Genomic DNA, 22,859 nt, shown 5'->3' with positions numbered 1-22,859 from the left:
CCCGCCGGGCCCCGCCGCCGACGGTCGGCTGGGCGCCGCCCGACCTTCGGCTGGGTTCCGCCGCCGACGGCTCCCCCCGGCCTCCCATCCATCTGCGGTGCGTCCCCCGCGCCGCGTCGTCCTTCGCCAGATGCGCACCACCGCTACGATGAGTTCGGAGACCCGAACTTTTGTGAGGTGGCCATGCACGACAGCGCGACCGACAGCGTGGTCCGTCCCACGCCGGCGCCCCCGCGCATCCGTCGCGCCCCGCTGCTGCTCGGTCCGGCGTTCGTCGCGGCCATCGCGTACGTCGATCCCGGCAACGTCGCCGCCAACCTCACCGCCGGCGCCCGGTACGGCTACCTGCTGCTCTGGGTGCTCGTCGTCGCCAACGCCATGGCGGTCCTGGTCCAGTACCAGTCCGCCAAGCTCGGCCTGGTCACCGGCGAGTCGCTGCCGGGTGTGCTCGGGCGGCGCATGCGGCGTGGGCCGCGGATCGCATTCTGGGCGCAGGCGGAGCTGGTCGCGGCGGCCACCGACATCGCCGAGGTCGTCGGCGGGGCCATCGCGCTGCAGCTGCTGTTCGGGGTGCCGCTGCCGGTCGGCGGGCTCATCGTCGGCGTCGTGTCCATCCTGCTGCTGGCCACCCAGAACCGGTACGGGCAGCGCCGGTTCGAGTACGTCATCGTCGGCCTGCTCGCGATCATCACCGTCGGGTTCCTGGCCGGCCTGTTCGTCTCGCCGCCGTCGGCCGCCGGCATCCTGTCCGGCCTGGTCCCCCGCTTCGACGGCGCCGACTCCGTGCTGCTCGCCGCCTCCATGCTCGGCGCCACCGTGATGCCGCACGCGATCTACGTGCACTCGGCGCTGGTGCGGGACCGCCACGGCCGCTCGTCCGGTGCGTCCCTCGACCGGTTGCTCCACGCGACGCGCTGGGACGTCGGCTCGGCGCTCGCCGTCGCGGGCGTCGTCAACATCGGTCTGCTGCTGCTCGCCGCCTCGGGCCTGCGCGACGTGCCGGGCACCGACTCGATCCCCGGCGCCTACGACGCGATCGTCGCCGCGCTCGGCGTCGGCATCGGCATCGCGTTCGCCGTCGGCCTCCTGGCGTCGGGCCTGGCCTCCACGTCGGTCGGCGCGTACGCCGGCGCGACGATCATGGAGGGCCTGATCCACCGGCGGATCCCTCTGCTGGTCCGGCGCGTGGTCACCCTGATCCCCGCGATCGTCCTCCTGGCCCTCGGCGCCGACGCGACGTGGACCCTGGTGCTGTCGCAGGTGGTGCTGAGCTTCGGCATCCCGTTCGCGGTGATCCCCCTGGTCCGCCTGACCCGCTCCCGCGCGGTCATGGGCGCCCACCGCAACGGCCCCTGGCTGCACGCCACCCTCGTGCTGGTGGTGACGCTGGTGATCGCCCTCAACGTGACCCTCCTGACGCTGTTGCTCCGAGGCTGACACCGGCCGGCCCGAGCCACTGGCCGCCCCCACCCCACGCCCGCGAGAACGGCAGTTCCCCGCGAAAACGGCAGTACAAAGTGCCGTTCTCACGGCGAACTGCCGTTCTCGGTGCCGGTCGTGCGGGGTCACCTCAGCGTCGGGCGAGGCCGGAGAGTGGCAGAGACCGCAGGCGGGAGGAGTCGCTGCACGCGAGCCGCGAGTGAACCCCGCACGCGCAAGTCCTCGCGAGTCGCGCGGACGACGCGCCAGTCAGCCTCGACGATCGCGTCGTGCCTCCGCTTCTCACGCATGAGCTCGTCCTCGCCGCCGGCGTACTTCGAGCGGCCGTCGTACTCGATCACGATGCGCCACTCCGCCCAGCCCAAGTCAGCCCAGAAGGTTCCCAGCCGCGTCGCTACCGCGACCTGGGTCTGCGGCGGAGGGAAACCGGCGCGCAGGAGGGCGAACCGGCACGCAGTCTCCCAAGGGGACTCAGAGCCTCCATCGGCCAGCGCGATGACATCTCTGGCTTGCGCGACGCCGCGGCGACCGCCGCTCCGCGCCGCGCGCTCTCTGAGCTCCGTGAGGTCCATACCGACGGCAGCGGCGGCATCGGCGATCACCAGAGCGTCGAGCGGACGCATCGTCGTCGCGCAGTCCCACACCGTGCGAGACAGCGACGTCACGGGCAACCCGTCGACCACGACGACGTCGGTCGCGGGCGGTAACGGGACGTGGCGGGAGATCGTCCGGAGACTCCGACTGCTCGGCGACGTGCGCTGGTAGAGGTGGGTCGCCGTGGAAGGAAGCCAGAGCGGAAGGCCGTGGACGAGTGCCGCCGACTCGTGGCTGAAGCAATGCTCCACGTTGGTCTGCGCGTGCAGTCCGAGAATGCGCGCGAAGGCATCGCTGCGGCGTCGCGTCGTCCCGTCGTCCGGGACGTAGATGCCACGCCCCACCCGCCTCCACGCGCGCGACGCCACCTCGGCGGCGGGCACGTGCGGCGGAAGGTCGCGTGCGAGATGGACGGTCGGCCGGCTGTCCGGCTCTGGTCGTGCGCGTGCGGCGCCGGGTCTCTGAGGCACATGGCGATGGTGAGGGGATGTCTGCCCTCCGTCACCGCCGTGGACGCTCATCTGTGGGCCGCGGGCGATCAGGGCCGGCTGGGGGCGGCTGGAGCGCGTGCGCGAGTACGGCACTTCGCCGCGAGAACGGCACTTTGAACTGCCGTTCTCGCGGCGAACTGCCGTTCTCGGCAGGACCGCAGGATCAGTCCAGCGCCGCCAGGCGGGACTCCAGGTGGGTGCGTTCCGTCGGGTTGGTCACCAGCGTCAGGGCGGCTCGGTAGGCCGCGGCCGCTGCTTCTGGGTGGCCCGCGCGGGTCAGGAGCTCCGCGCGGACGGCGGGGACCCGGTGGTGGCGCGGGAGAGCGTCGTCCAGGCCGTCCAGCAGTGCCAGGCCGGCCTCGGGGCCGGCGGCCTCGGCGACGGCGACCGCGCGCGCCAGGCGCACGACCGGCGAGCCGGTGAGCGCCTCGAGTTGCGCGTACAGGGCCGCGATGACGGGCCACCGGGTGTCGGCGGCCGTGGGCGCGGTCGCGTGCTCGGCGGCGATCAGCGCCTGCAGGCGGTACTCCTGCGCGAGCCGCGTCTGGTGGCCCGAGGTCGGCCCCGGACCCGTGGCTGTGCCGGGCGCGGGCTCGACGGTGCCGGACGCCCGCGACGGAGCCGCAGGTCCGCGAGCAGGCGGAACCGCCGGACCGGGAGACGGAGCCGCGGCGGTGGGGTCAGGCGCCGGAGCGGACGAGGTCGTCGACGACAGCAGGGCGACGCCCTCCGCGATCTCGTCGCGGTGCCAGCGGCTGCGGTCCTGGTCGGGGAGCAGGACGAGGGCGCCGGCGGCGTCGAGACGGGTGTCCCGACGGGAGTGCTGCAGGAGCAGGAGGGCGAGCAGCGAGCGGACGACGGCGCGGCCGGGCAGCAGGCCGTCGAGGACGCGGAGCAGGCGGATGGCCTCGTCGCCGAGGTCGACGCGCAGCACCGACTCGCCGACACCCGGGTGGTAGCCGGACGTGAAGGCGAGGTACACGACGGTCGCGACGACGTCGAGGCGCTCGTCGAGGTGGGCGGCGTCGGGCGTCGCGAACGGGATGCCGGAGGAGGCGAGGCGCTTCTTCGCGCGGGTCATGCGGGCGGCCATGGTCGTCTCCTGCACGAGCAGCAGCCGGGCGATCTCGGTGGTGGTGAGGCCGACGACGAACCTCAGGGTCAGCGCGACGCGGTCGTCGGGCGCGATGGCCGGGTGGCAGCAGGCGAAGATCAGGCGGAGCTGCTCGTCGGCCACGTGGGCGCCGGGGTCGACGGCGGCCGCGGCGGCGGCGCGCATCTCGTCGTCGACCACCATCAACGGTTCCTTTCGTCGGGCCACGGCCTCGGACCGGAGGCGGTCGAGGACGCGCCGGCGCGCGGCTGTGAGCAGCCACGCGCCGGTGTTCGTCGGGACCCCGTCCACGGGCCAGTGGCGGGCGGCGGCCTCGAAGGCGTCCGAGACGGCGTCCTCGGCGAGGTCCGGACGGGCGTACTGCCCGATGAGCAGACCGATCAGGCGGGACCAGCTGGTCCGCCAGGCGTCAGCGAGGGCGGCGTCGACGGGGGTCACGGGGCCGGTCGCACCTCGTACGTCCCGACGGGCGGCAGCACGTCCAGCACGGCGTCGAGGTCCGACGCCTCGAGCACCTGGATGCCGGTCAGCGCGGCGGCCGGGCCGTCGAACGTGCCGTCGCGCAGCACCCGGTCCCGCACCAACGTCGCCGTGTCCACGGAGCCCAGTGTGACGCCCCCGACTGGTGTCGCGGAGCCGAACGCGAGGACGACGAACCTCACGACGCGGTCAGCGCGTCGTCGCCGTCCACGGGGACGCCGTCGACGAACTTCACGGTCGGCCGGATCTCGACGGACTCGCCGTTGAGCACCAGCGCGCGCACGGCCTCCGTCAGCTCGTCGAGCGACGTCCGGGCGACGAGGTAGAAGCCGGCCACCTGCTCGGCCGTCTCGGCGTAGGGGCCGTCGCTGACGACGATCCCGGCGCGGCCGTCGGACCGGAGCGAGCGGGCCCGGACGGCCGCGCCGAGGGCCCGCGTCGTGACGATCTCCCACCCTCGGTCGGCGCACAGCTGCTGGAACCCGCTGTGCGCAGCCCAGGCGCGCTCGCGCTCCTCGTGGGTGAGTGCGGCGTCCCGGGCGTCGTCCCGGTACAGCACCACGGTGAACTCGGCCATGTCAGCTCCTGCTGGTCGGAGGACGCCTGGTGCGTCCCGCTGCCCCGATGACGCACGGCGCGTGCGGGGATCGACAGATCACACCTGGACGACCTCGCGGATCTCGATCGTGTACTCCGGCAGGAGCATCGCGTGCTTCAGCACGGCCTCCCGGCTGGGTGCGGTGACCAGGTAGAAGCCACCGAGCTGCTCGGCGGTCTCTGCGAAGGGGCCCTCGGTGACCTTCGCGTCCTCGCCGGACCGCCGCAGCGTGACCGCCGTCGCCACGGAGTCGAGCGCCTCGCTCGCCAGGAAGCGCACGCCGAAGTCCGCCGCCTGGTCGTCGTAGTCGCCGTGCTGCCGGTAGTACTCGGCCTTCGTCGCCTCGTCGGCCGCCTCCCAGTCGCCCTCGGTGGCGTACAGGAGGACGACGAACGTCCGCAGGCTCATGCGTCGTGCACCACGACGGGTCGCAGCTCCGCGCCGCCGCCGTCGCTGAGCAGGAGCTCGCCGGTCAGCCGGGCCAGCCCCTGCACGTCGTCGGTCTCGATGACGTAGTAGCCGCCGAGGTGCTCGGCCAGCTCGACGAACGGGCCGTCGGTGACGGCCAGCTCCCCGTCCTGCGCGCGGACCGTGACCGCGTTCTTCGAGAACCCGAGCTCCTCGCCCCCGAGGATCGTGTACCCGCGGTCCCCGCAGGCGTCGGAGTACGCCTGGTGCTCGCCCATGACCCGCTCCTGCACCTCGGGGGTCGCGGACTCCCAGAACCCCTCGTCGCCCCAGAGGAGCACCATCCACCGATCCGTCATGACGTCGCCTCCCTCATGCGTCCACTGTGCCTGTCGGGGTCATGACGCGCGAGGACCTCCCGAATCGACAGAGCGTTGACAGGCAAGTAGACGCTTGCCTATAAAGGACGGGTGGCCGCCGACGTCTTCAAGGCTCTTGCCGACGCCACGCGCCGGGCGATCCTCGACGAGCTCCAGGACCGGGACGGGCAGTCGCTGTTCGAGATCTGCACGCGGCTGACCATGCGGCACGGGCTCGGGTCGACCCGGCAGGCCGTCTCGCAGCATCTCGACGTCCTCGAGCAGGCCGGCCTCGTGGTCGTCCGGCGCGAGGGTCGCTACAAGTTCCACCACCTCGACACCGGGCCGCTGCGGGAGATCACCTCCCGGTGGCCCCTTCCCGACGAAGGACAGAGCTCATGATCCGGATCACCGTGACCAGCGTGTTCGTCGACGACCAGAGCAAGGCGCTCGACTTCTACACCGACGTGCTCGGCTTCGTCCTCAAGAACGACATCCCGCTCGGGGGCGACGACCGCTGGCTGACCGTCGTCTCGCCGGCGTCGCCGGACGGCGTCGAGCTGCTCCTCGAGCCCAGCGGGCACCCCGCGGTCGGCCCGTACAAGGCGGCGCTGGTCGAGGACGGCATCCCGGCCACGTCGTTCGGCGTGGACGACATCCACGCGGAGTTCGAGCGGCTCTCCGCGCGCGGGGTGCGGTTCGTGCAGCCGCCGACGGACATGGGGCCCGTGATCGTCGCGACGCTCGACGACACGTGCGGCAACCTCATCCAGATCGCCCAGATGACCTCCTGATCGACAGGCCGCCGCCCGCGTGTTTCGGTGGTCCGATGAGGACTGCGGTGGTGACGGGCGGCGGGACGGGCATCGGGCGCGCGGTGGCACGGAGGCTCGCGGCCGACGGGGACGACGTGGTGGTCGTCGGGCGCCGCCGCGAGGTGCTGGAGGAGGCGGCCGGGGGCGCGATGCGCGTGGAGGTCGCCGACCTGCGGGACCCCGCCGAGGTGGCCGCGCTCGCGGACCGGCTGGGGGCCGTCGACGTCCTGGTGCTCAACGCCGGGGGTTCGCTCGAGGCGCGAGACGCCAGCCTCGAGGCGACCGCCGAGGTGTGGACGGAGGAGTTCCGCCTCAACGTGCTGACGACGGTGCTGCTCGGCGAGGCGCTGCTGCCCGCGATGCCGCGGCCGGGCGGCCGGATCGTCGCGATGAGCTCGGTGGCCGCCCTGCGCGGTGCGGGCTCGTACGGCGCGGCCAAGGCGGCGATCAACTCCTGGGTGACCGGCACGGCCGCGCGCGTGGCCGCCGACGGGATCACGGTGAACGCCGTCGCGCCGGGCTTCGTGCCGGACACGGAGTTCTGGGCGGGACGGCTCGACGACGCCGAGTACGGCCGACGACTGKCCCGCGTGCCGATGGGACGGCCGGGCACGGTCGACGAGATCGCGGCCGCCGTGGCGTACCTCGCGTCGCCCGACGCCGGCTGGACCACGGGCCAGGTGCTGGGGGTGCACGGCGGGGCGGTGCTGGCGCGGCTCTGAGAACGATGTATCGCTAGGGGTTGTCAAAGATCTATCGACGATATATCGTTACGTCGTCTGGTCGAGATCACGCACCTCCCGGACCCGCCGGCGGCCACCTCGGCCCCGCGGCCCCGCGGCCCCACATCGTCAAGGAGACACCCCCATGCGACACCCCCACCACCACTCCCACGGCCGCTTCGTCGGCCCCCAGCTCGACACCTCCGACCCGACCGCCCCGCGCGGCCGCAACCGCCGCCGACGCGGCGACTTCCCCGACGCCCCCTACGAGGAGGGCTTCGACCCTCGGCGCGGCGGACCCCGCGGCGCGTTCCCGCACGAGCACCACGARCACGGCGGCCACGGCCACCGCGGCTTCGGTCCGGGCGGTCCGCGCGGCTTCGGCGGCCCCGGCTTCGGCGGCGGTCCCGGTGGCCGCGGACCCGGCCGACGCGCCGGGCGCGGTGACATCCGCGCCGCGATCCTGCTGCTCCTCGCCGAGGAGCCGATGCACGGCTACCAGCTGATCCAGCAGATCGGCGAGCGGTCCGGCGGCACGTGGCGGCCCAGCCCGGGCGCCATCTACCCGGCGCTCAACCTGCTCGAGGACGAGGGCCTCATCGCCATCACCTCCGAGTCCGGCCGCAAGATGGCCACGCTCACGGAGGCCGGCGGCACCTACGTCACCGAGAACGCCGAGCAGCTGGGCACCCCGTGGGAGGACGCCGCGAGCCGGCCGACCTCGCCCGGTCGTGCCCTGCGCGGCGCCCTCGAGGCGCTGGCTGCGGCCGCCCACCAGGTCGCCCGCACGGGCACGGACCAGCAGGCCACCAAGGCGCTCGAGGTCCTCGACCGCGCCCGCCGGGACCTGTACCTGATCCTGGCCGGCGACCCGACTCCGACCTCGGAGCCCGCCCCGGAGGACTGACCTCCGCATTCCGACGAGGCACCCCCGCGATGGCGGGGGTGCCTCGTCGCGTCACTGGACCCGGGACGTCTGCGCGGCCACCCCGGTTCGCAGCTCCGCGAGAGCCCACCCGAAGGCCACGACCGTCACTGCGGCGAGCGCGCCGAGCGCCGGGACGGCAGCGAGCAGCGGGACCAGCCCGACGGTGACTGCGGCGCCCACCAGTCGGGCGACCGGCCAGCGAGACCCGGCGGACCGCAGGAAGACGGCGGTCCCGACGAGGTACGTGGCCACCTCACCGGCGAGCGCCGCGGCGCCGAACGTGCCGAACGCCTCGGACGACCCGACCTCCGCCATGGCCTCCTCGACCCCGAGCGCCGCGACGACCACGCCCGCGATCAGCACGTAGTGCAGGTAGGTGTACGCGAGCGTCCCGTACTCGGCGCGGGGTACGCCCTCGAGCCGGGCGAGGACGTGCTCGGCGACGTCGGCGGTCCGCAGGAAGTAGACCCACCACAGCACGAGGGCGAGCGCGATGCACAGGACGGCACCGGCGATCACGGGGACGCCGACCGGCAGGCGGGAGGCGCCGACGCCGATCGCGACCACGGACTCGCCCAGCGCCAGGATGACGACCAGGCCGTAGCGCTCGGCCCAGTGCGCCGGGGAGTGCAGTCGCCAGTCGCCGCCCCACCCGGTCAGCAGCGTCAGCCCCACGTCCCACACCAGGGCGCCGAGCCAGATCCAGGTCTGCGCGGGCGGCCCGACCAGCGCGCCGACCACCAGCAGCACGAGGGACGGGAGCATCGCGACGACCTGGGTCAGCAGCACCTGGCGCTGCAGCGCCCGGTCTCCCGCCCCGGCCACCAGGTACAGCGAGGTGTGCACCAACCGGACGACGGCGTAGGCCACTACCAGCACGAGAGGTCCGTCCAGCCCGCCGGGCAGGTCCTCGAACGCCTCGGGCACGGCCAGGGTCGCGACGAAGATCGCGGCCATGGCCACCCCCATCCCCACCCGCAGGACGCCCTGGTCGGCGGGCGACTGGTTGGCGAGCCAGCTGTACGACGTCCACGTCCACCAGAGGAAGGCGAGGACGATCAGCGCCTGCAGGACGCCCAGGCCGGAGTGCGTCTCGGCCATCAGGCGGCTGACCTGCGTGAACGCGTACACGTACACGAGGTCGAAGAACAGCTCGAACGTGGTGACGCGGTGCCCCTCGTCGGAGGTCCGCAGGCCGAGGCGTCGGATCACGCGCCCACCCTGCCGGACGGTGCGGCCAGGGTCGAGGGGGTCAGCCGAGCGGCATCGCGAACCGCGCGTGGACGCCCGGCGAGTACAGGACGGAGTCCGGCGGCCGCGATGCCACGCCCGACAGGCCCCCGGCGGCCACCAGCTCGTCGTCCAGCGACACCAGCGACGCGCGCCGCAGCGGCCACGGCTCGTGCTCGTTCGGCACGAACCGGGTCCGGCCGCGCAGCACGGTGTGCATGCCCCAGCGGGCGGTGAGGAAGTCGGCCAGCGGGTCGTCGACCACCGCCTCGCGGGACGGCCGGACCACGATCCGCGACGAGGGCCGGGTGCCGGTGAGCCGCGTCGAGCGGTAGTCGATGGCGTCGCCGGTCCGGCGGATCGACATCCGCGCCCACTGGTACGGCACGTTCATCACGGTCCGCGCGCCGAGCACCGTGAGCGCGCGCGACGCCTCGAGCGAGCGGAACAGCACCCCGCGCCGGCCCTCGTCGTCCACGGTGTAGAGCCGCACGTTGATCTCGGGGAACGTGCCGATGTACGGCAGCGCCGGCCCGGGCACCAGCGTGAACCGGGCCATCCGGAACGCGATGAGGCCGACCCACGACGAGCCGTCGAGCTCGTCGGGCCGCGTGCCGGCCGGCAGGAGCGGTGCGACGGCGTCGGACGGCACCCGCCAGTGCAGGAAGCTGGCCCGCTGCCAGTCCTGCGACAGGATCACGCGCCCGGCGAGCGGCGGCGCGGTCGAGCTGATGGGTTCCACCGGGCCCACGGTAGGCGCGCTCGCGCGGGCCCGCCGCGCACGCGGGCGGGCCGGCGAACCCTGGGTCCGCCGAGCCGGAGCGTCGAGAACGGCAGTTCTCCGCGAGAACGTCATTTCAAGGTGACGTTCTCGCGGGGAACTGCCGTTCTCGGGGCGGGGGCGGGGGCCGGCGGCCCCTTCCGGCTCAGCCGGCCGGGATCGTTGCCGTGTCGATGACGAAGCGGTAGCGGACGTCGCTGTCGACCACGCGGTCGTAGGCCTTGTCGACGTCGTCGGCGGTGATGGTCTCGATCACCGAGCCGATGCCGTTCGCCGCGCAGAAGTCGAGCATCTCCTGCGTCTCGCGGATGCCGCCGATGTTGGACCCGGACAGGTTCCGACGAGCCGCGGTGAGCGAGAAGACCCGGAACGACTGCTTGTTCTCGGGGAGCCCGACGAACACGAGCGACCCCTCGAACCGCAGCAGCGAGAGGTACGCGTCGACGTCGATGTCCGCGCCGACCGTGCTGATGATCAGGTCGAACGAGCGGCGCAGGTCGCGGAACGTCTGCCGGTCGCTGGTGGCGTAGTAGTGGTCCGCGCCCAGCGTCAGGCCGTCCTCCTTCTTGGACAGCGACTGGCTGAGCACGGTGACCTCGGCGCCGAGCGCGCTGGCCAGCTGCACGCCCATGTGCCCGAGCCCGCCCATGCCGACGATCGCCACCTTCGTGCCCGGCCCGGCGCCCCAGTGCTTGAGCGGCGAGTAGAGCGTGATGCCGGCGCACAGCAGGGGAGCGGCGACGTCGAGCGCGATGCCCTCGGGGATGCGCAGCGCGTAGTTCTCGTCCACCACGATCTGCGTGGAGTAGCCGCCGTAGGTGGGCGACCCGTCGTACGCGTTGGAGTTGTACGTGCCGACGTTGCCCTTCAGGCAGAACTGCTCCTCGCCGGCCAGGCACATCTCGCACTCGCGGCACGAGTCGACGAAGCAGCCGACGCCGGCGCGGTCACCCACGGCGTGCTTGGTGACGCCCGACCCGACGGCCGAGATGATGCCCGCGATCTCGTGCCCGGGCACCATCGGGAAGCGGGCCTTGCCCCACTCCTCGCGCGCCTGGTGGATGTCGGAGTGGCAGATGCCGGCGTAGGCGATGTCGATGAGGACGTCGTGCTCACCCAGCTCGCGACGCTCGATCGTGCCGCGCTCGAAGGGCGCGCCGGCGGCGGGGGTGAGCAGGGCGGGGACGGTCAGCGGCACAGGGGTCTCCTCGGGAACGAGCGGGTGGCTGGTCCCATCATGCGCCAGCCGCGATCCAGCCGCGTGTCATCGCCTGTACCGCGGACCCGTCGAGGTCGGCCAGCTTGGTGCCCGCGAACGCCCGGGCCGTCGGGGACGTCTGCACGCGGACGGGCGGGTCCTCGTCCATGAGGAGCTCGACCAGGAGGGCGGCGACGTCGTCGGCGGACTGCGCGTGCGCGAAGGCGCCCGAGGTCCGCTCGAGGTACGCGGCCAGCAGGGGCCCGTAGACGTCGTCGCCCTCGGCTGGACGTCCGACGTTGGCGACGAACTCGCTGGCGACCGCCCCCGGCTCGACGATCACGACGGCGACGCCGAGCGCTGCGGCCACGGGCGCGAGGCTCTCGAGGAACCCCTCGACCGCGAACTTGGCCGCGCAGTACGCGTCGTTGAACGGCTGGCCGACGACCCCGCCGACGCTCGAGATGGTCAGCAAGCGCCCGCCGACCGCGCGCAGGTGGGGCAAGGCCGCCTGGGTGACCGCGACGACCCCGAAGTAGTTGAGCTCCATGGACGACCGGAACGCGTCCATGCCGAGCGTCTCGGCCGTGCCCACCTGCCCGGCGCCGGCGTTGTTGATCACCGCGTCGAGCGTGCCGTGCGTGGCGACGACGTCCGCGATCACCGACGACACCGCGTCGTGGTCGGTGACGTCCAGCGCGCGGACGTCGAGCGGGAACCCGCCGCCGCGCTCGCGCAGGGCGCCGGCCTTCGACAGGTCACGCATCGTCGCGACGGTGGTCCAGCCGGCGTCCGCGGCGGCCAGCGCCGTCTCGAGCCCGATGCCGGTCGACGTGCCGGTGATGAGGACGGTGGGCATGGGGACCTCCGGGGACGACGAGGGCGGGCGGATCAWTGATCCGCCCGCCCGCCTCGATCCGCTCAGTCCTGCGCGAGGCCCACGGTGTGGCCGTCGATGTCCTTCAGGGTCGCGACGGTCCGGGTGCCGCCGACCTTCGTCGCGTCCTGGACGACCGTGGCGCCCGCCGCGACGAGCGCGTCGCGGGTGGCGGCGAGGTCCGCCACGTGCCAGTAGTAGACCGGTCCCTCGCTCACGTCGCCGTTGGGGTTGAGGCCGAAGTGCTGCCCGGCGACGTCGAACCCGACGTAGTACGGCGCGTCGTGCGCGGGCTCGACGCCCAGCAGCTCGGTGTAGAACGCCTTCGACGCGGCGAGGTCGCTCACCGGGACGACCACGGTCTTGATGCCTTCGGTCATGGTCCTGCTCCTTCGTCTCGTGGGCCCTGCGGGCCGCTCTCACGCTACTGACGGACCGGGTCGCCACAACGTGACGGCCGACCGGAGGACGACCCGGATCTCCGCCGCGCGGCTGAGGCGACCGGGCTCGTGCAGACGCGACGATGGCGCCATGACGACAGCCGTGATTGCCGATGCGCCATCCGCCACGACGGCTGACTGGCGGGAGCGGGTGCCGTCGATCGTTGCGGCATCGCTGGTGGCGGGGTTCCTGCTGGTCACGCCGCGCGTCGTCGGCTACTACGCGGACTACGACGGCTCGTCGGGCTGGGACGTCGTGCCGGGGGTCGACCTGTTCGCCGTCGTCGCCGGCGCCTGCGTCGTGGTCGCGGTCCTGCTCGGGCGCCGATGGCCGGTCTGGAGCACGCTGCTGGCGCTCCTGCCGTTCCTTGCCGTTCCGTGGCATGGCGCCTTCATCTGGGGTTGGTGGTTGGCGATCCTTGCCGTGGCGGCGCTCGCTGCGCTCGATGGCCTGCGTCGTGCCATCGTGCCCACGGCCGCCGCCCTGCTCGTCGTCGCCTGGTACTGCGGCACCGAGACCCCGGCGTACCTGCCGATCGGTCCCGTCACGTCCGGCACCCAGCCCGGCTATCGGTGGATCACCCTCGTGATCTACACCTTCTGGGTCCTCGCGGTCGTCGGCGTCGCCGCGGCACTGGGTGCCTCGCGGCGGTCGCGCCGGCGCGCGGTCGCGGCGTACGTCACCGAGCAGCACGCCCTCCAGATCGAGTCCCTCGCCGGCGAGCGCGCCCGCCTGGCCCGCGACCTGCACGACGTCGTCGCGCACCACGTCTCGCTGGTCGCGGTCCGCGCGGAGTCCGCGCCGTACCTGCACCCGGGCCTGAACGACGACGCCCGCGGGGTGCTCGCGGCGATCGCCCTCGACGCCCGCGAGGCGCTCACCGAGCTCCGGCAGGTGCTCGTCGTCCTGCAGCGCACGTCCGACGAGGGCGACCGCGCGCCCCAGCCGACGGCGTGCGACGTCGACACGCTCGTGGCGAGCGCCGTCGCCGCGGGGCAGTCCGTCGAGATCGAGGGAGCCTGGCGCGACGTCCCCCCGGCGGTCGGGTACGTGCTCTACCGGGCGGTCCAGGAGGGCTTGACGAACGCGCGCCGGCACGCGCCGGGCACCACGGCCAGGCTCGCGAAGACGCAGACCGGCGACTTCGTCGGGTTCGCGCTGAGCAACCCGGTGGACGGCGGCACGAGCGAAGGCCGAGGCCTCATCGGCATGCGGGAACGCGTCGAGGCGCTCGGTGGCACCATGTCCGCCGTGGTCGTCGACAAGCGGTTCGTGCTCGAGATCGCGCTGCCCGCATGACGCGCGTCGTCGTCGCCGACGACCAGCCGGTGGTCCTGCAGGGGTTCGCCGCCATCCTCGGCGCGGCCCCCGACCTCGACGTGGTCGGCGCCGCGAAGGACGGTCGCGAGCTGCTCGACCTCGTCGCCCGCGAGCAGCCCGACGTCGCGGTGGTCGACGTGCGCATGCCGGTGCTCGACGGCATCGCCGCCACGGCCAGGATCACCGCCGCGCACCCCTCGACCAAGATCCTCATCCTCACCACGTTCGACCTCGACGAGTACGTCTACGACGCCCTGCGCGCGGGGGCGAGCGGCTTCCTGCTCAAGGACGTGACGGCGGACCGGCTGGTGGAGGCGGTGCGGGCGGTGGCCGACGGCTCCCTGCTGCTCGGCCCGACGGTGACTCGCCGCCTGGTCGAGGACTTCACGACGCGGACGCCGGTCCCGACGGCGCGCAAGGGACTGGCCGACCTGACCCCGCGTGAGCTCGAGATCCTGCGCGCCGTCGCCCGCGGGCTGTCCAACGCCGAGATCGGCGCGGAGCTGTGGATCGCGGAGCCCACCGTGAAGTCGCACGTGTCCGAGGCGCTGCGCAAGCTCGGCTGCCGCGACCGGGTCCAGCTGGTGATCGCCGCCTACGAGTCGGGGCTGGTCTGACGCCGGCCGACGTACAGCAGGTGGCCCGCCGTGCCGAGCACGCTCGGGTCGGTCGCGCTCGCCACGAGCCGGTCCAGCAGCCGCAGGTAGGTCGCGGGCTGCTCCACTCGCAGGGCCTCGAACCCGTCCTCCACACCGGTGAGGAACCCGTGGGTCGACGCCACGAGCACCGTGTCGAACCCGTGCGACTCGAAGAACGGGGCCACGGCGGTGGGCTCCACGCCGTAGACGTGCGTGAAGCGGCCGGCCACGGCGTTCTCGAAGATGCCCTCGTCGAGCAGCCGGTCGAGCAAGGCCGGGTCCTCGAGCTGCCACCGCTCGTCGGCCAGCGACAGCACGCGGCGCAGCGAGACGTACCGGGGCATGAGCGCGACGGCGACGAGGGCGCCCGGTCGGGTCACCCGGGCGAGCTCCGCGGCCGCCTGCGCTCGGTCCGAGGAGGTGGTCAGGTGGTACATCGGCCCGAGCGACAGGACGGCGTCGAACGTGTCGTCGGCCCACCTCGACAGGTCGCGCGCGTCGATCTCGACGACCTCGCGGACGGTTCCCGCCGGCAGCGACGACGCCGCGATGGCGAGCAGCTCGGGCGAGAGGTCCGCGAGCGTGACGTCCCAGCCGAGCTCGGCCAGCCACACGGAGTACGGCCCGGTGCCGCCGCCGAGGTCGAGCGCGCGGCCCGGGGCGCCGAGGTGCGGCTCGAGGAGGCGGGTGGTCAGCACGCGCTCGAGCAGCCCCTCCGGGGAGAGCAGCCGGTCGCGCTCGTGCAGGCGCCGGTCGGCGTAGTACGCCCGCACGGCCTCGGCGTCCATCAGGGCCGCTTCACGAGCGCCAGCACGCCCCAGCCGAGGTACGGCCGCCGGTAGGTCACGTAGTGCAGCGGAGCCGTCGACAGCTCCTCGCGGAACGCGGGCGCCAGCGGGTCGTCGGGGTGCTCGTCGAGGAACCGGCGCAGGTTGAGCCACTGCGCGGCCACGTAGCGGTCCCAGCTGGCCTCGTCGGCGAGCACCATCTCGACCACGTCCCAGCCGGCCTCCTGCACCTGCGACACCAGGCCGGGCAGCGTCAAGAAGTCGCCGATCTCCTTGGCCTCCTCCGGAGGCTCGGCACGCCAGAACGGTTCGCCGACGAGCGCGAGCCCGCCGGGCGCCAGCGAGCGCTCGAGCAGGGCGAGGGTGCCGACGACGCCCCCGCCGATCCAGGTCGCCCCGACGCAGGACGCGACGTCGACGGGCGTCGGGGCCACGAATCCGGACGCGTCGGCGAGCACGAACTCCACGTCCACGCCGAGGGACGCCGCGCGCTCGCGGGCTGCCTCGACGAACGGCGGGTTGAGGTCGACGCCGGTGCCGACGATGCCGTGGTCCCGCGCCCAGGTGCACAGCAGCTCGCCCTTGCCGCACGCCAGGTCGAGCACCGAGGACCCGGGACGGAGGTCGAGCGCGCGCCCCAGCGTCGCCAGCTGCTCGTCGGTGAACGGGTCGAGGATCCGGTGACTGCTCTCGCGGATGGCGTGGTAGCGCAGTGCGTCGCTCATGGCCCGGACGCTACGACCGGCCTGTACTGCGGGCGACCCCATTACTCAGATAACCGAGGCAACTGGCACAGTGGCGACATGACAGCAGGCAGACGACTGGTCCCGGCCCTCGTCTACGCCGCGCTCGCGGCCGCCGTCATCAGCTCCCTGGGCCTGCTGCTGGTGCCGACGATCGCGGTCGCCTTCGGCATCTCGGTCAGCGCCGCCCAGTGGACCCTGACCCTCAACCTGCTGGTCGGCGCCATCGCGACGCCCGTGCTCGGGCGGCTCAGCGACGGCCCGCACAAGAAGCGGATCCTGTTGGTCACGCTGGTGGTCATCCTGGTCGGCTCGGTGCTGGCGGCGACCGCGCCCACGTTCGGGGTGCTGCTGGCCGGCCGCGCGCTGCAGGGGCTGTCCTACGCGATCACCCCGATGACGATCGCCCTGGCCCGGCGCTACTCGCCGCCCGAGAAGGTCCAGGCAGGGATCGCGTCCTTGTCCGTGACCGTGGCCACCGGGATCGGGCTGGGGTACCCGCTGACCGGGATCATCGCCGCCTCGTTCGACTGGCGCTGGGCGTTCTGGTTCGCCGCGGCGTTCGTCGTCTCGGCGATCGTCGTCGTGGTGCTCGCGGTGCCCCGAGGTCCCGACGACCGCGGACTGCGGCACCCGTTCGACACCCTGGGCGCAGCGCTGCTGGGCGTCGGGCTCGCGGCCCTGCTGCTCGGCATCAGCGAGGGACCGAACTGGGGCTGGGCGTCCGCGACGACGATCGCCGTGCTCATCGGCGCCGCCGCCGTGCTCGCCGTCTGGGTGTGGCGAGAGGTCGCGACGGACCACCCGCTCATCCGGCTCGACCTGCTGCGCCGGTCCGACGTGCTCCTGGCCAACGCGACCGCGCTCAGCATCGGCATGGCGATGTACATCGGCGTCTCGGTGATCAGCCTCGTCGCGCAGGCACCCACGTCGACCGGCTATGGGGTCGGTCTGCCGCTGTTCTGGGCCGGGTTCGTCATGCTGCCGATCTCGGTCGGCAGCCAGGTGGCCAGCCGCGTCGCCCGGGCGCAGGCGCACCGGCTCAGCTTCACGGTGCTGCTGCCCATCGGCGCCGCCTTCGTCACGGTGGCCAACCTGCTGCTGCTGGTCGCGCACGACGGGCTGTGGGAGCTGCTGCTCGGCATGCTGCTGATCGGGATCGGCATCGGCACCACGTATGCGGCCATGCCGGGCCTGATCGCCCGCGGGGTGGTCGCGCAGGAGCTGGGCAGCGCGGTGTCGTTCAACCAGGTGCTGCGGACGGTCGGAGGATCGGTCGGGGCGGCCGTCGCGGGCGCCGTCATCGCGAGCCACCTGGGCCCGGACCTGCACCCGACCGCCGACGCCATCGAGCTGACGTTCGCGATCGCGTCGGTCGCCTGTGCCCTGGTGTTCCTGGGCCTGGCCACGCACGCCGTCCTGTCGGTGCGGCGCGCGCGCCGGACGGTCGTGCACCTGGCGGACGTCGTCCACGAGATCCAGGAGCACGAGCCGCACGACGCGACGCCGGAGCCGGAGCGCGCCGGGGCCTTCGATGCGCCTTGAGACCGCCTACATGTCGCGGTAGCGGACCGCCTTGGCCAGCGCGGCGCGCATGTCGTCGGCGTCGCGCGGCTGCACGTAGGCCGGCTCGTCGCGCTGGAAGCGCCAGCCCTCGGCCAGGTCGCCCGCGTCCACGACGTCGAAGCCGATCTTCTCGACCAGCGCCGCCACGGTGGCCTTGGCGTCCGCCGAGTCCCCGGCGATGGGGAGCGCACGGCGTCCCGGGGTGCTGGCGGGCACGCCCTGCGAGGCGAGGTCGCTGAACTGGATGTTGTTGAACGCCTTCACCACGTGGGACTCGGGAAGGTGGCTCTGCAGCAGCTCCGAGACGGTGGTCGACTCGTCGTCGAGCGGGGCGATCTGGCCGTCGCGCTGCGGGTAGTAGTTGTTGGTGTCGATGACGACCTTGCCGGCCAGCGGCGCGACGGGGACGTCGGGGATGTTCTTCGTCGGGATGGTGACGACGACGATGTCGCCCGCCTCGGCTGCCTCGGTCGAGGTCGCCGCGCGGGCGCGATCGCCGAGCTGGTGGACGAGGTCGGTGAGGGTCTCCGGACCGCGGGAGTTGCTCACGACGACGTCGTACCCCAGGTCGATCGCGAGCTGGGCCAAGGTGCCGCCGATGTGTCCGGCGCCGATGAATCCGATGGTGGTCATGGTGTGGCGCAACCTCCGCGTCGGGCCGCCTGTTCCCGCGTAGCCTCGGCGCGTGACCCGTTCCGCCCCGCACCCGTGGCACGGCACGCCGGTGGCCGACGCCCCCGCGGTCGTCGTCGGTGTGATCCCGGGGCAGAAGCCGGTGGTCGTGCACCGCGCCGCCGCTCTCGCCGGCTCGCTCGGCGCCTCGCTGCTCTGCGTCTGGTCGGACCCGGCGCGGACTTTCGTCGCGGAGGAGCCGGACGGCGCGCTGGTGACCACCCCGCTGGACCCGGACCACGCGGACAGCGGCGAGGGCGACGGCGTGGCAGAGACTGCGATGGCACTCGAGCTCGAGCGGCACCTCGACGGCGTCGACGTGCCGTGGCGGTTCGTCTACACGGTGGGCGAGGCGTCGCGGGCGCTTGCCCGGGTGGCGCGCCGGGAGGGGGCGACCCTCATCGTGATCGGCAGCCGCCGCCCGGGGCTCGGCGGTTGGATGAACCACCTCATCGGCGGCTCGACCGCCGGCCACCTCGCGCACACGCAGCCGCTCCCCGTCACGATCGTCCCGCAGGAGCCGACCTCGTGACCCGTCCGGCCCACCTCGACCCGCGGCTCGTCGCGGTGGTCGCGGTCGGTGGTGCGGTGGGGACCGCGGCGCGGTGGGCTCTGACGCAGGCCGTCGGCACCTCGGCTTCCGGGTGGCCGACCGCGACCTTCGTCGAGAACCTGCTCGGCTCGTTCCTGCTGGGAGCCTTGCTCGAGGCGTTGCTGCGGCACGGGTCGGAGTCCCGCCGAGGACGCCTGGTGCGCCTGGGCGCGGGCACGGGCGTGCTGGGCGGGTTCACCACGTTCAGCAGCCTGGCGATCGAGATGGAGCGGCTGATCGCCGGCGGTCAGGTGACGATGTCGCTGATCTACGGCGCCCTCAGCGTGGTCCTGGGGCTGCTGGCGTGCGTGGCCGGTATCGCGGTCGCGGCCCGGCACCATGACGGGCGGCGGGCGCGATGACCGTGCTGCTCGTCGCGCTGCTCGGCGGGATCGGCGCCGCCACGCGGTTCGTCGTCGACGGCTCGGTGCGCAGCCGGTGGACCCGCGTGTTCCCGCTGGCCACGCTCGTCGTCAACGTCACGGGGTCGTTGCTCATCGGCCTGCTCAACGGCGCGCACCTGTACCACGGGCTCGGTCCGGCCTGGCTGGCCGTCGCCGCGACGGGGTTCTGCGGCGGGTACACCACGTTCTCCACCGCCATGGTCGAGACGGTCCGCCTGATCCAGGCCGGCGAGCTGCGCCGGGCGACGGTGAACGCCGTCGGCTCCCTCGTGCTCTGCCTCGCGGCGGCGGCGCTCGGGGTCGCCGTGATGGCGCTCTGACGCACGACCGTGCTATTCATGTCGCATGGGCAAGGGTGAGGCCACGCGGCAGGCGGTGATCGACCAGGCGGTCGAGATCGCCGGGCGCCTCGGCGTCGCCGGCCTGACCATCGGCACGCTCGCCTCCGCGACCGGCATGTCGAAGAGCGGTCTGTACGCGCACTTCCGGTCCAAGGAGGCGCTGCAGCTGGCCGTCCTGGCCAGCGCCCGCGAGCACTTCGTCGCGCAGGTGATCCGCCCCGCGCTGGCCGCGCCGCGCGGTGAGCAGCGGATCCGGGTGCTGTTCGAGAAGTGGCTGGTCACGTCCACCGGCGGCTCGGCGGGCTGCCTGTTCGTCTCCGCGGCCACGGAGTTCGACGACCAGCCGGGTGCGGTCCGGGACCAGCTGGTGCGCGACCACTGGGACCTGCTCGACTCCCTGGCGCAGATGTACCGCTCCGGGGCGAAGGACGGGGCGTTCCGCGACGACCTGGCGCCCGAGCAGCTCGCGCACGACCTCAACGGCCTCATGCTCGGCCACTTCCACGCCTGCCGGTTGCTGCACGACCCGGCCGCCGAGGCGCGTACCCGCTTCGCCTTCGAGCGGCTGATGCAGTCGCTCCTCGTCACCGACTGATCAAGGGATCACCGCCATGGACGCATCCACGACCGGAAAAAGCACGACCGTTCGTACGCAGCTGCCGCCCATCCCGCGCGCCGTCCGGATGGCCGTCGGCGCGCTCGACGCGGTCGCGCCCGAGCTCGTCGCCCGCGGCGCACTGCGGCTGTGGTGCCGACCGGCCCGGGCGAAGGTCCGACCGGCGATCCCCGGCGGCACCGCGTTCCGCGTCGGCCCGATCGTGGGCCAGGCCTGGGGCGACGGTCCGCTCGTCTACCTCGTGCACGGGTGGGGCGGTCACCGGGCGCAGCTGGCGACCCTCGTCCAGCCGCTGGTCGACGCCGGCCTGCGGGTGGTCGCCTACGACGCCCCCGCGCAGGGCGACTCGGGGCCGGGCGCCTTCGGTCGGCGACGCACGACCCTGCCCGAGATGATGACCGCGCTCGACACCGTGATCGCGGCGCACGGGCCGGCGCACGCCGTCGTCGGCCACTCGATGGGCGCTGCGGCGAGCGCGCTGGCGGTGCTCGACGGCACGGCCACGGAGCGCCTCGTGCTGGTCACGCCGCTCGCCGACCCCAGCACCTACACCGTGGGCTTCGCGCACGCCCTGGGCTTCAGCGAGCAGACGCGGCACCGGTTCGTCGTGCGCATGGAGACGCTTGCGGGGCGCAGGCTGGCCGACCTCGACATCCCGGTCCGCGCCGCGAACGCGCACAGCGCCCTGCCGGCGGCGCTGATCCTCAGCGACCGGGACGACAAGGAGGCCGACCACGAGGACGGCGCCCGCATCGCCCGCGCGTGGCCGGGCGCCGAGCTGGTGCTCAGCGAGGGGCTCGGGCACCGGCGGATCCTGCGCGACGCGGAGACGATCAAGCGGATCGTGGCGTTCGCGTCCGACTGATCGGGGGCTACAGGCGCTTCTCGACGAGGACGACGTCCCGCCACTGGTCCGCGCGCGGCCCGTACGTCATGCGGCCCAGCCGCTCGCGCGTGCCGACGACGCGGAACCCGGCGGCCGCGTGGACCGCGAGGCTGGTCTCGTTCTCGGGGAAGATCCCGGACTGCACGGTCCAGACGCCCTTGCCGCGGGCGTCGTCGAGCAGGGCGAGCAGGAGAGCCCGTCCGATCCCGCGGCCCTGCGCGGCAGGGTCGACGTAGACCGAGTGCTCGATGACGCCGGCGTACGCGCACCGGTCGGAGACGGCCGACGCCGCGGCCCAGCCGACGACCTCCCCGTCCTCGTCGACGGCGACCAGCCGGTGGTCGGGCAGCTTGCCGGCGTCGAACGCCTCCCAGGTCGGCGGCGCCGCCTCGAAGGTCGCGTGACCCGTGGCGATGCCCGCCGCGTAGATCCGCTCGACCGCCGGCCAGTGCGCCTCCGTCAGGGGGACGATGTTCACGCGGCGGCCCCGGCCGTCAGGTGCGTCCCGAGCTGGTGCGTGACGGCGTCGAGCGCGCCGGGGACGACCGCGTAGTACGCCCACACCCCGCGCTTGTCGCGCGTGATCAGCCCGGCGTCGGCCAGCACCTTGAGGTGGTGCGACACGGTCGGCTGGCTCAGGCCGACGGGTTCGGTCAGGTCGCACACACAGGCCTCGGCGCCGTCGTGCGCCGCGATCAGCGACAACAGCCGCAGCCGCGCGGGGTCCGCCAGGGCCTTGAGCACCTGGGCGAGGTCGACCGCGGCCTGCTCGGTGATCGCGTCTCGGGTGGGGGGAACGCAGCAGGCGGCGGACGCGAGGGGCAGCAGATCGAGGGCCATGGAACTCATTCTGCCCCGAGACATTGACACTTGTCGATGTCTCGCGGCATCGTACGTATCGATGGTTGTCGATGCCTGAGGAGGCGGACGAGATGGATGACGTGCGGGAGCAGGTGCGGCAGCGGTACGCCCTCGCCGCGGTGCAGGCCGACGGGTGCTGCAGCGCCGGAAGCTGCGCGCCGGGCTCGATCGAGGTCGACGAGCGGTTCGGCGCCGGCCTCTACGACGCGCAGGACGCGGTGAGCCTCCCGCCCGAGGCGCTCGCGGCGTCGCTGGGCTGCGGCAACCCGCTCGCCGTGGCCGAGCTGCGGGCCGGCGAGCGCGTGCTCGACCTGGGCTCGGGCGGAGGGATCGACGTGCTGCTGTCGGCTCGCCGCGTCGGCCCGACAGGCTTCGCCTACGGGGTCGACATGACGGACGAGATGCTCGACCTGGCCCGCGCGAACGCCGCCAGGGCCGGCGCGACCAACGTCGAGTTCCGCAAGGGGACCATCGAGGACCTGCCGCTCGACGACGCGGCGGTCGACGTGGTCATCTCGAACTGCGTGGTCAACCTGTCCACCGACAAGCAGGCGGTCCTGGCCGAGGCGTACCGCGTGCTCGTGCCGGGCGGCCGCGTCGGTATCTCGGACGTCGTCGCCGAGGACCACCTCACGCCGCAGGAGCGCGGTGAGCGCGGGTCGTACGTCGGCTGCATCGCCGGTGCGCTGTCGCGCACCGAGTACCTCGACGGCCTCGCCGCCGCGGGCTTCGTCGACACCGAGGTCACCTTCACCCACCAGGTCGCGGACGGCATGCACGGTGCCGTGGTCCGCGCCCGCAAGCCCTCCACCGAGGAGTAGTCATGCACCCGGAGCTGTTCGCCCTGCTGCACCAGGAGCGCGAGCGTGAGCTCGAGACCGAGCTGCGGCGGCGGCTGGTGCAGCGCGAGCGTGCGTCACGGCCCGCCCCGCGGCGCCCGGGACCCGGGCTGCTGG

At 73.4% G+C, this 22,859-nt stretch carries 30 protein-coding genes; 14 read left to right on the top strand and 16 right to left on the bottom strand.

Annotated features, from left to right (window positions below; translation table 11 throughout):
* Positions 1-183 precede the first annotated feature (183 nt).
* Positions 184-1,437 (top strand): Nramp family divalent metal transporter, encoded by a 1,254-nt coding sequence (locus AC1DQC_RS18440; protein WP_477052687.1) that lies wholly within the window; start codon positions 184-186, stop codon positions 1,435-1,437.
* Positions 1,438-1,565: 128 nt separating this feature from the next.
* On the opposite strand, the gene AC1DQC_RS18435 is transcribed toward AC1DQC_RS18440, so the two are convergent.
* From AC1DQC_RS18435 to AC1DQC_RS18410, 6 genes are all read right to left on the bottom strand, one after another.
* Positions 1,566-2,417, bottom strand: coding sequence for a hypothetical protein (locus AC1DQC_RS18435; RefSeq protein WP_477052686.1), 852 nt, complete (start codon positions 2,415-2,417; stop codon positions 1,566-1,568).
* Positions 2,418-2,688: 271 nt separating this feature from the next.
* Positions 2,689-4,077 carry an RNA polymerase sigma factor gene (locus AC1DQC_RS18430; RefSeq protein ID WP_477052685.1) on the bottom strand — a complete coding sequence of 463 codons (1,389 nt, stop codon included), beginning with the start codon at positions 4,075-4,077 and terminating at the stop codon, positions 2,689-2,691.
* Positions 4,074-4,238 carry a hypothetical protein gene (locus AC1DQC_RS18425; RefSeq protein ID WP_477052684.1) on the bottom strand — a complete coding sequence of 55 codons (165 nt, stop codon included), beginning with the start codon at positions 4,236-4,238 and terminating at the stop codon, positions 4,074-4,076. The genes AC1DQC_RS18430 and AC1DQC_RS18425 overlap by 4 nt, the downstream gene beginning before the upstream one ends.
* A 59-nt stretch (positions 4,239-4,297) precedes the next feature.
* Positions 4,298-4,696, bottom strand: coding sequence for a YciI family protein (locus AC1DQC_RS18420; RefSeq protein WP_477052683.1), 399 nt, complete (start codon positions 4,694-4,696; stop codon positions 4,298-4,300).
* Positions 4,697-4,774: 78 nt separating this feature from the next.
* Positions 4,775-5,125, bottom strand: coding sequence for a YciI family protein (locus tag AC1DQC_RS18415; RefSeq protein WP_477052682.1), 351 nt, complete (start codon positions 5,123-5,125; stop codon positions 4,775-4,777).
* Positions 5,122-5,484 carry a YciI family protein gene (locus tag AC1DQC_RS18410; RefSeq protein ID WP_477052681.1) on the bottom strand — a complete coding sequence of 121 codons (363 nt, stop codon included), beginning with the start codon at positions 5,482-5,484 and terminating at the stop codon, positions 5,122-5,124. The genes AC1DQC_RS18415 and AC1DQC_RS18410 overlap by 4 nt, the downstream gene beginning before the upstream one ends.
* Positions 5,485-5,595: 111 nt before the next feature.
* On the opposite strand from AC1DQC_RS18410, the gene AC1DQC_RS18405 reads away from it, so the two are divergent.
* The 4 genes from AC1DQC_RS18405 to AC1DQC_RS18390 all read left to right on the top strand — a co-directional run bounded on the left by AC1DQC_RS18405 (position 5,596) and on the right by AC1DQC_RS18390 (position 7,928).
* Entirely contained in the window at positions 5,596-5,886 is a 291-nt protein-coding gene (locus AC1DQC_RS18405) for an ArsR/SmtB family transcription factor (protein ID WP_477052680.1), read from the top strand.
* A complete protein-coding gene (locus tag AC1DQC_RS18400) occupies positions 5,886-6,278 on the top strand; it encodes a VOC family protein (RefSeq protein WP_477052689.1) in 393 nt (130 codons plus the stop codon). The genes AC1DQC_RS18405 and AC1DQC_RS18400 overlap by 1 nt, the downstream gene beginning before the upstream one ends.
* A 35-nt stretch (positions 6,279-6,313) precedes the next feature.
* On the top strand, positions 6,314-7,021 hold the full coding sequence (locus AC1DQC_RS18395; RefSeq protein ID WP_477052679.1) for an SDR family NAD(P)-dependent oxidoreductase: 708 nt from the start codon (positions 6,314-6,316) through the stop codon (positions 7,019-7,021).
* A gap of 145 nt (positions 7,022-7,166) precedes the next feature.
* Positions 7,167-7,928 carry a PadR family transcriptional regulator gene (locus AC1DQC_RS18390; RefSeq protein ID WP_477052678.1) on the top strand — a complete coding sequence of 254 codons (762 nt, stop codon included), beginning with the start codon at positions 7,167-7,169 and terminating at the stop codon, positions 7,926-7,928.
* 51 nt (positions 7,929-7,979) lie between these two features.
* On the opposite strand, the gene AC1DQC_RS18385 is transcribed toward AC1DQC_RS18390, so the two are convergent.
* From AC1DQC_RS18385 to AC1DQC_RS18365, 5 genes are all read right to left on the bottom strand, one after another.
* Positions 7,980-9,161 (bottom strand): low temperature requirement protein A, encoded by a 1,182-nt coding sequence (locus AC1DQC_RS18385; protein WP_477052677.1) that lies wholly within the window; start codon positions 9,159-9,161, stop codon positions 7,980-7,982.
* 40 nt (positions 9,162-9,201) lie between these two features.
* The gene (locus tag AC1DQC_RS18380; RefSeq protein ID WP_477052676.1) at positions 9,202-9,921 is read right to left on the bottom strand and encodes a YqjF family protein; all 720 of its coding nucleotides are present in this window, start codon (positions 9,919-9,921) and stop codon (positions 9,202-9,204) included.
* Positions 9,922-10,105: 184 nt separating this feature from the next.
* Entirely contained in the window at positions 10,106-11,158 is a 1,053-nt protein-coding gene (locus AC1DQC_RS18375) for an NAD(P)-dependent alcohol dehydrogenase (protein ID WP_477052675.1), read from the bottom strand.
* A gap of 37 nt (positions 11,159-11,195) precedes the next feature.
* The gene (locus AC1DQC_RS18370; RefSeq protein WP_477052674.1) at positions 11,196-12,017 is read right to left on the bottom strand and encodes an SDR family NAD(P)-dependent oxidoreductase; all 822 of its coding nucleotides are present in this window, start codon (positions 12,015-12,017) and stop codon (positions 11,196-11,198) included.
* Between the two features lie 62 nt (positions 12,018-12,079).
* On the bottom strand, positions 12,080-12,415 hold the full coding sequence (locus AC1DQC_RS18365) for a VOC family protein (RefSeq protein WP_477052673.1): 336 nt from the start codon (positions 12,413-12,415) through the stop codon (positions 12,080-12,082).
* A 151-nt stretch (positions 12,416-12,566) separates the two neighbouring features.
* On the opposite strand from AC1DQC_RS18365, the gene AC1DQC_RS18360 reads away from it, so the two are divergent.
* Positions 12,567-13,775: a sensor histidine kinase gene (locus AC1DQC_RS18360; RefSeq protein WP_477052672.1), complete on the top strand. Its 1,209-nt coding sequence runs from the start codon at positions 12,567-12,569 to the stop codon at positions 13,773-13,775.
* A complete protein-coding gene (locus AC1DQC_RS18355; RefSeq protein ID WP_477052671.1) occupies positions 13,772-14,413 on the top strand; it encodes a response regulator in 642 nt (213 codons plus the stop codon). Before AC1DQC_RS18360 ends, AC1DQC_RS18355 begins: the two co-directional genes overlap by 4 nt.
* Here AC1DQC_RS18355 and AC1DQC_RS18350 read toward each other — a convergent pair.
* Complete coding sequence (locus tag AC1DQC_RS18350) at positions 14,392-15,222, bottom strand: class I SAM-dependent methyltransferase (protein WP_477052670.1); 831 nt, start codon at positions 15,220-15,222, stop codon at positions 14,392-14,394. The two genes, AC1DQC_RS18355 and AC1DQC_RS18350, sit on opposite strands and share 22 nt — an antisense overlap.
* Positions 15,222-15,947 carry an SAM-dependent methyltransferase gene (locus AC1DQC_RS18345; protein WP_477052669.1) on the bottom strand — a complete coding sequence of 242 codons (726 nt, stop codon included), beginning with the start codon at positions 15,945-15,947 and terminating at the stop codon, positions 15,222-15,224. Before AC1DQC_RS18345 ends, AC1DQC_RS18350 begins: the two co-directional genes overlap by 1 nt.
* Positions 15,948-16,025: 78 nt before the next feature.
* Between AC1DQC_RS18345 and AC1DQC_RS18340 the strand changes: the two genes are divergently transcribed.
* Entirely contained in the window at positions 16,026-17,510 is a 1,485-nt protein-coding gene (locus tag AC1DQC_RS18340; protein WP_477052668.1) for an MFS transporter, read from the top strand.
* A 6-nt stretch (positions 17,511-17,516) separates the two neighbouring features.
* Here AC1DQC_RS18340 and AC1DQC_RS18335 read toward each other — a convergent pair whose 3' ends face one another.
* Positions 17,517-18,164, bottom strand: a complete 648-nt coding sequence (locus AC1DQC_RS18335; RefSeq protein WP_477052667.1) for an NADPH-dependent F420 reductase — start codon at positions 18,162-18,164, stop codon at positions 17,517-17,519.
* A 52-nt stretch (positions 18,165-18,216) separates the two neighbouring features.
* On the opposite strand from AC1DQC_RS18335, the gene AC1DQC_RS18330 reads away from it, so the two are divergent.
* Genes AC1DQC_RS18330 through AC1DQC_RS18310 form a run of 5 tightly spaced genes read left to right on the top strand, consistent with a single transcriptional unit; the run spans position 18,217 to position 21,021 of the window.
* Positions 18,217-18,735 carry a universal stress protein gene (locus AC1DQC_RS18330; RefSeq protein WP_477052666.1) on the top strand — a complete coding sequence of 173 codons (519 nt, stop codon included), beginning with the start codon at positions 18,217-18,219 and terminating at the stop codon, positions 18,733-18,735.
* Positions 18,732-19,157, top strand: coding sequence for a fluoride efflux transporter FluC (locus tag AC1DQC_RS18325; RefSeq protein ID WP_477052665.1), 426 nt, complete (start codon positions 18,732-18,734; stop codon positions 19,155-19,157). The genes AC1DQC_RS18330 and AC1DQC_RS18325 overlap by 4 nt, the downstream gene beginning before the upstream one ends.
* Positions 19,154-19,519, top strand: coding sequence for a fluoride efflux transporter CrcB (gene crcB, locus AC1DQC_RS18320; RefSeq protein WP_477052664.1), 366 nt, complete (start codon positions 19,154-19,156; stop codon positions 19,517-19,519). Before AC1DQC_RS18325 ends, crcB begins: the two co-directional genes overlap by 4 nt.
* A gap of 25 nt (positions 19,520-19,544) precedes the next feature.
* Positions 19,545-20,135: a TetR/AcrR family transcriptional regulator gene (locus AC1DQC_RS18315; protein ID WP_477052663.1), complete on the top strand. Its 591-nt coding sequence runs from the start codon at positions 19,545-19,547 to the stop codon at positions 20,133-20,135.
* 16 nt (positions 20,136-20,151) lie between these two features.
* Positions 20,152-21,021 carry an alpha/beta fold hydrolase gene (locus AC1DQC_RS18310; RefSeq protein WP_477052662.1) on the top strand — a complete coding sequence of 290 codons (870 nt, stop codon included), beginning with the start codon at positions 20,152-20,154 and terminating at the stop codon, positions 21,019-21,021.
* A 7-nt stretch (positions 21,022-21,028) separates the two neighbouring features.
* Here AC1DQC_RS18310 and AC1DQC_RS18305 read toward each other — a convergent pair whose 3' ends face one another.
* Both AC1DQC_RS18305 and AC1DQC_RS18300 read right to left on the bottom strand, forming a co-directional pair.
* Complete coding sequence (locus AC1DQC_RS18305) at positions 21,029-21,520, bottom strand: N-acetyltransferase family protein (protein ID WP_477052661.1); 492 nt, start codon at positions 21,518-21,520, stop codon at positions 21,029-21,031.
* Positions 21,517-21,882 (bottom strand): ArsR/SmtB family transcription factor, encoded by a 366-nt coding sequence (locus AC1DQC_RS18300; RefSeq protein WP_477052660.1) that lies wholly within the window; start codon positions 21,880-21,882, stop codon positions 21,517-21,519. The genes AC1DQC_RS18305 and AC1DQC_RS18300 overlap by 4 nt, the downstream gene beginning before the upstream one ends.
* A gap of 92 nt (positions 21,883-21,974) precedes the next feature.
* Here AC1DQC_RS18300 and arsM point away from each other — a divergent pair, with 92 nt between their 5' ends.
* Positions 21,975-22,724 (top strand): arsenite methyltransferase, encoded by a 750-nt coding sequence (gene arsM / locus AC1DQC_RS18295; protein WP_477052688.1) that lies wholly within the window; start codon positions 21,975-21,977, stop codon positions 22,722-22,724.
* Positions 22,725-22,859 lie beyond the last annotated feature (135 nt).

Source organism: Cellulomonas sp. P4_H12, assembly GCF_056400905.1.
This window is presented reverse-complemented; position numbering and strand designations above follow the sequence as displayed.

Excerpts from the sequence above, each read along its gene's own strand:
- AC1DQC_RS18355 (WP_477052671.1), top strand. The coding sequence starts at position 13,772 with ATGACGCGCGTCGTCGTCGCCGACGACCAGCCGGTGGTCCTGCAGGGG.
- AC1DQC_RS18440 (WP_477052687.1), top strand. The coding sequence starts at position 184 with ATGCACGACAGCGCGACCGACAGCGTGGTCCGTCCCACGCCGGCGCCC.
- AC1DQC_RS18365 (WP_477052673.1), bottom strand. The coding sequence starts at position 12,415 with ATGACCGAAGGCATCAAGACCGTGGTCGTCCCGGTGAGCGACCTCGCC.
- AC1DQC_RS18340 (WP_477052668.1), top strand. The coding sequence starts at position 16,026 with ATGACAGCAGGCAGACGACTGGTCCCGGCCCTCGTCTACGCCGCGCTC.
- AC1DQC_RS18360 (WP_477052672.1), top strand. The coding sequence starts at position 12,567 with ATGACGACAGCCGTGATTGCCGATGCGCCATCCGCCACGACGGCTGAC.
- AC1DQC_RS18370 (WP_477052674.1), bottom strand. The coding sequence starts at position 12,017 with ATGCCCACCGTCCTCATCACCGGCACGTCGACCGGCATCGGGCTCGAG.
- AC1DQC_RS18310 (WP_477052662.1), top strand. The coding sequence starts at position 20,152 with ATGGACGCATCCACGACCGGAAAAAGCACGACCGTTCGTACGCAGCTG.
- AC1DQC_RS18350 (WP_477052670.1), bottom strand. The coding sequence starts at position 15,222 with ATGGACGCCGAGGCCGTGCGGGCGTACTACGCCGACCGGCGCCTGCAC.
- AC1DQC_RS18315 (WP_477052663.1), top strand. The coding sequence starts at position 19,545 with ATGGGCAAGGGTGAGGCCACGCGGCAGGCGGTGATCGACCAGGCGGTC.
- AC1DQC_RS18300 (WP_477052660.1), bottom strand. The coding sequence starts at position 21,882 with ATGGCCCTCGATCTGCTGCCCCTCGCGTCCGCCGCCTGCTGCGTTCCC.
- AC1DQC_RS18410 (WP_477052681.1), bottom strand. The coding sequence starts at position 5,484 with ATGACGGATCGGTGGATGGTGCTCCTCTGGGGCGACGAGGGGTTCTGG.
- AC1DQC_RS18415 (WP_477052682.1), bottom strand. The coding sequence starts at position 5,125 with ATGAGCCTGCGGACGTTCGTCGTCCTCCTGTACGCCACCGAGGGCGAC.
- crcB (WP_477052664.1), top strand. The coding sequence starts at position 19,154 with ATGACCGTGCTGCTCGTCGCGCTGCTCGGCGGGATCGGCGCCGCCACG.
- AC1DQC_RS18335 (WP_477052667.1), bottom strand. The coding sequence starts at position 18,164 with ATGACCACCATCGGATTCATCGGCGCCGGACACATCGGCGGCACCTTG.
- AC1DQC_RS18345 (WP_477052669.1), bottom strand. The coding sequence starts at position 15,947 with ATGAGCGACGCACTGCGCTACCACGCCATCCGCGAGAGCAGTCACCGG.
- arsM (WP_477052688.1), top strand. The coding sequence starts at position 21,975 with ATGGATGACGTGCGGGAGCAGGTGCGGCAGCGGTACGCCCTCGCCGCG.
- AC1DQC_RS18420 (WP_477052683.1), bottom strand. The coding sequence starts at position 4,696 with ATGGCCGAGTTCACCGTGGTGCTGTACCGGGACGACGCCCGGGACGCC.